The organism is Clostridium sp. ZS2-4, from assembly GCF_026719745.1.
In the GTDB taxonomy this organism is placed as follows: Bacteria; Bacillota; Clostridia; order Clostridiales; family Clostridiaceae; genus Clostridium_H.
In genome coordinates, this window is sequence record NZ_JAPPRQ010000096.1 from 1 (window position 1) to 4,875 (window position 4,875).

The following is a 4,875-nucleotide window of genomic DNA, read 5'->3' on the forward strand; positions in this document are numbered from 1 at the left end:
ATCTGGTGGTTATGGCTTGAAGGTAACACCCGTTCCCATTCCGAACACGAAGGTTAAGCTTCAAAGCGCCGATGGTACTGCACTGGAGACGGTGTGGAAGAGTAGGTCGCCGCCGGGTAATATGGCTTCATAGCTCAGTCGGTAGAGCAGAGGACTGAAAATCCTCGTGTCACTGGTTCGATTCCAGTTGAAGCCACCAAAACGCTAACTATTTAGTTAGCGTTTTTTATTTTATATAAATATTATTAATTTAAAGTCAAATAGAAAGGCTATGTTTGTAGAAAAAATCCTTATGTGTAAAACATAAGGATTTTTTATCTATTAATACTCCATAAAGGTTACATATTATAATCACTAAGTTTATGACTAGCAATTTTAATATTCTTTTTAAATGGAAATTTAGTTTTAGTGATATTTTTTCAAATATCTTTATAAAATCTTTAAAATTACCTTCTATAATCAAAACTAAAGGAGGAGATAATTATGGAAAATAAAAAAATAGAAGTTAAGAATTTAACTAAAAGACTAGGTAAAAAAGTAATACTTGATGATATTTCGTTTGAGGTATTTGAAGGACAAATAGCTGGTTTCTTAGGACCTAATGGAGCTGGGAAAACTACTATGATAAGACTTTTAACGGGTCTTATAAATGCAACTGAAGGAAAGATATTTGTTTGCGGAAAAGATATTAAAAATGAGAGAGCGAAAGCATTGAATAAACTAGGAGCTATTGTTGAGGCACCTATATTTTTCCCATATATGACAGGAAGAAAAAATCTTCAAAATCTTGCAAGATTAAATACAAATATGTCTAGGAAAGAGCAGTTGGAAAAAGTAGAGGAAGTATTAGAAAGTGTTGGAATCAAAGATAGAGGCGATGAGAAAGTAAAGACTTATTCTATGGGAATGAAACAGAGATTAGGTATAGCTCAGGCACTACTTGGAGATCCTGACTTAATTATATTAGATGAGCCTTCTAACGGATTAGATCCTTTAGGTATGAGGCAACTTAGAGAACTTATATTTAAATTGCAAAAGGAAAAAGGAATAACATTCTTTATTTCAAGTCACTTATTAGATGAACTACAACAACTTTGTGATAGATTTATAGTTATTAATAAAGGTAAGCTTGTTTGGAAAGGCTCAAAAGAAGAGTTGTTAGAAAAAGCTAAAGGCAGTAGTAGAATAGAGGATGCATTTATTAATTTAATAATTGCTTAATCTGAAAGGTGGTAGTAATAGTGAAAGAGCTTTTTATTAGCGAATGGGAAAGGTTATGGAGCAAAAAGATTACATGGTTCTGTTTTTTTTCAATACCTTTAATATTAATGGGAACGCTAAAATATTATTTAAAGAAAAATATCACTATTCCACATACAAGTCCGGAATACACAACATTTTTAAACTTCCCATCAGTGGCTATGCAGGAACAGCTTATTACAGTAATTAATATATTAGCATTACTTTTTATAGTATTGTCTGTAACTGAAGAATATAGAAGTGGACAGCTGAGAATGGTTATGATAAGAACATATAGTTTTACTAAAATAGTTGTAGCTAAATATTTGGTTGTTTTATCTACTTTATTATTGTTCTTAATTTGTTATTTTGCTGCAAGTGTTGCTTTTGGATATATGTTTTTACCAAAAACACAAACAGTAATGTTTTTCTTTATAAAGCATCCGTTTATGTTAAAAGCAGCCTTAATGTATAACATTAAATATTATATGATTGCATTTTTAACATTAGCAGCAATATCAGCTTTTTATATGTTTATATCTATGATAAGCAAAACTACTACTATAGCTGTTGCATTAAATGTTGGATTTTTAATATTTTCAGCAATGTATGGATACATAATTCAAATTTTTTCGAAAATATTGATATCTGTAATGAGTGTAGAAGCTATACGTAAGTCAATGTTTTTATCACTTATAGAAATTCAATATCAAGGAATTTGTATTTTATTATCAGGAAAGTTCTATTTAACTTTTTGGATATTAAGTGTGTTGGGAGGATATATAGCTTTATTTAGTACTTTATTGTATTTTTTATCAAGAAGAAAAGATAACTTAATTTAAAGTGAAGGAGTAATTAAAATGAAACCTTTGATAATAAGTGAATTAGAAAGAATTTGGCAGAGAAAAAGAACAGGAATATTTTTAATTATATATATATTGTTAACATTAGGAGCATGCATGTTTCTTAATTTTTATAAAGTAAGTTTTTATGACCCTAATACAGAAATTAAATTAAATTCTTTAAATTTTGCACCTTTTGTTATGAAAGAAGTTCATATAGTATTGATGTTTGTAGTGTGTGTTATGCTTTTTACAGATAGTTTAAGTTATGAAAAGAGTATAGGTGCTTATAGACTTGTAATGATAAGACCTTACAAAAAATATAAATTTATAAGTTCTAAATGGATTTCATTGATAATAACGTTATTACCATTTGTATTAAGTACATTTTTAATAAGCACAATTTTTGGAATGGTATATCTACCTAAAGTTTATAGTACAACTATTTTAAATATGACTGGACTTTTTAGTGCTGCAGATATGATGATTTTTAATTTGAAGTTTTATTTTTTAGAACTTGTTATTTTGATATGTTTACTTGCAATTAGTAGTATTGTTAGTTTAGTTGTACCTAATGCTGTAATAGGTGCAATATCAACTATAGTAATTACTGGCGGTTTAATATATGTTCATGATAAGTTTGATTTTTTAATTATCAATTTACAAAGAATTTTTGAGATATTAACTCATGTAACAGAGGGAACTTTTAGTTTAATGGCAACATGTATGATAGTAATTGGGTTTATAGTTAGTGCAGGAGTATGGAGTAAAAGAGATTGTTTGGACTAATATATTAAAGCTTAAAGTAATATGGTAAAATATAGTATAGTATGTTAAAGAATAAGTTATTTATAAATGAAACAATATATTAAATCATAGTCTATAATAATTTGCTGCATAATGAGGTGAGGAGTTTTGAAAGAAAAAATATTAGTTGTGGATGATGAGGAAGACATAGTTTCATTCTTAAAAGATTCACTTGAAGATGAGGGATACGAAGTTTTTACCGCATATGATGGAAATGAAGCAATAGAAAAATCTAATCTCCATCCAGACTTGATATTACTAGATGTTATGATGCCTAATAAAAATGGATATGAAGTATGTAGAAGCATTAGAGATATATTGAGTTGTCCTATTATTTTTCTTACGGCAAAACAAGAAGAACAATATATAATTCAGGGGTTAGCAATAGGAGGAGATGACTATATATCTAAACCTTTTAGCTTAAGACAACTTAAAGCTAGAGTAAAAGCTCATTTAAGAAGAGATAGGAGAAATCTTAATAATTATGAAAAATCTAATTTGTATTTTGGAAAATTAAGTATAGATTTAAAAGGAAGAATGTTGTATGCTGACGGAGAAGTAGTTGCGTTAACTAAAAAAGAGTTCGATATAATTGAATTTTTAGCTGTTAACTGTGGGCAGGTTTTTTCAAAAGAACAGATATATGAGAAGATATGGGGATATGATGCAGAGGGTAATTCAGCAGGTGTAGCTGAACACATTAAAAAGATAAGGCATAAAATTGGTAATTTTGATAAAGACATAGAGTATATATCTACAATTTGGGGAGTAGGATATAGATGGCAAAAAAATATATAATTGAAAGACTTTCGTTGAAAAAGCAATTTATAGTTACTATATTAATGGTTTTATTTTTTAGTTTTATTTGTACTGTTATAGGATTTGTAATGAATATAAAGTTAATTTCAACAGGAAATATATTGAGAGCCGATTATTACGAATCTAAGATGAAAGAAATAGAGGACTATGTAAAAAATTACTCAGATAAGATTGTGAATAAAGATTTTAAAAGCTATTTAAATAAGGTTATACCATTACAAGGTATAGAGTATGAAGTAATTGATTCAAAAGGCGAATTTGTTTATGGAGAATATAATAATCCAATTATTGACACGCCTATAAAACTTGTTAGTAGCAAGAAGATAGAAAATCATGGTTTTTTAGGACAAGAGGTTATAGCGTATCTACCCATAAACTATAGTTATAAATTACAAGGAATGATTGTTTTTAAGTACTATTTAAGGAATAGTGCTAAAAATCCAAAATACAATTTTATAGTTAAGTATTCGGATATAATCAGCATAATATTACCATTTATTTATATTATAACTTTCACTTTAATTTTTTCCACAAGACTATGTAAAAGATTAAATAAACCTTTAAATGAATTGAGAGAAGGGGCACAAAAGATAAAGGATAAAGATTTAGATTTTAACATTTCTTATGAAAGCAGTAATGAATTAGGAATGGTGTGTAAATCTTTTGAAAATATGAGAGTTGAACTAAAAAATACATTAGAGAAACAGTGGAGAATAGAAGAAGAAAGAAAAGAAATGGTAGGGGCCATAGCTCATGACTTGAGAACTCCTATCACTATAATAAAAGGACATGTTGAAGGACTTATGGATGCTAAAAAACTAGATGAGGTTAGACTTTATAAATATCTTAATCTAATAAATAAAAATACGGATAGAATGATTAAGCTTGTAGGAGATATGAATACATTAACTAAAATAGAGACTTCAGATTTTCAGCCTGAGTATACTAAATGCGATATAGTTAAATTTATAGAGGAAAAAAGTATTGATTACAGAATATTAGCACGAGATAAAGAAATTAAATTTTCATCATTAATTGAAGATATATAAAAAGAAGTTAATAATTTCACCTTGTCCTAAATAGTGTCTCTATTTATAATAAAATAGAGATTATTAAACAAAGGATGAAGAGATATGAATACTCAAAATGAAAAAGAACAAGCATATAA

General features: G+C 27.9%; 5 protein-coding genes, 1 tRNA gene and 1 rRNA gene. All 7 read left to right on the top strand.

The window, feature by feature from the left end; genetic code table 11:
- Position 1 precedes the first annotated feature (1 nt).
- The 7 genes from rrf (at position 2) to OIO11_RS12005 (ending at position 4,756) form a co-directional block, all read left to right on the top strand.
- Positions 2–118: ribosomal RNA gene (gene rrf, locus OIO11_RS11975) — 5S ribosomal RNA — on the top strand.
- A gap of 5 nt (positions 119–123) precedes the next feature.
- Positions 124–199 (top strand) — tRNA-Phe (locus tag OIO11_RS11980).
- 284 nt (positions 200–483) lie between these two features.
- Entirely contained in the window at positions 484–1,221 is a 738-nt protein-coding gene (locus tag OIO11_RS11985) for an ABC transporter ATP-binding protein (protein WP_268071698.1), read from the top strand.
- Positions 1,222–1,241: 20 nt separating this feature from the next.
- On the top strand, positions 1,242–2,081 hold the full coding sequence (locus OIO11_RS11990; RefSeq protein WP_268071699.1) for an ABC transporter permease: 840 nt from the start codon (positions 1,242–1,244) through the stop codon (positions 2,079–2,081).
- An 18-nt stretch (positions 2,082–2,099) separates the two neighbouring features.
- On the top strand, positions 2,100–2,870 hold the full coding sequence (locus OIO11_RS11995; RefSeq protein WP_268071701.1) for a hypothetical protein: 771 nt from the start codon (positions 2,100–2,102) through the stop codon (positions 2,868–2,870).
- Positions 2,871–2,996: 126 nt separating this feature from the next.
- Complete coding sequence (locus OIO11_RS12000; protein ID WP_268071702.1) at positions 2,997–3,686, top strand: response regulator transcription factor; 690 nt, start codon at positions 2,997–2,999, stop codon at positions 3,684–3,686.
- Positions 3,668–4,756, top strand: a complete 1,089-nt coding sequence (locus tag OIO11_RS12005) for a sensor histidine kinase (protein ID WP_268071703.1) — start codon at positions 3,668–3,670, stop codon at positions 4,754–4,756. Before OIO11_RS12000 ends, OIO11_RS12005 begins: the two co-directional genes overlap by 19 nt.
- Positions 4,757–4,875 lie beyond the last annotated feature (119 nt).

Coding starts and splice junctions, on each gene's coding strand:
- OIO11_RS11985 (WP_268071698.1), top strand. CDS start 484: ATGGAAAATAAAAAAATAGAAGTTAAGAATTTAACTAAAAGACTAGGT.
- OIO11_RS11995 (WP_268071701.1), top strand. CDS start 2,100: ATGAAACCTTTGATAATAAGTGAATTAGAAAGAATTTGGCAGAGAAAA.
- OIO11_RS12005 (WP_268071703.1), top strand. CDS start 3,668: ATGGCAAAAAAATATATAATTGAAAGACTTTCGTTGAAAAAGCAATTT.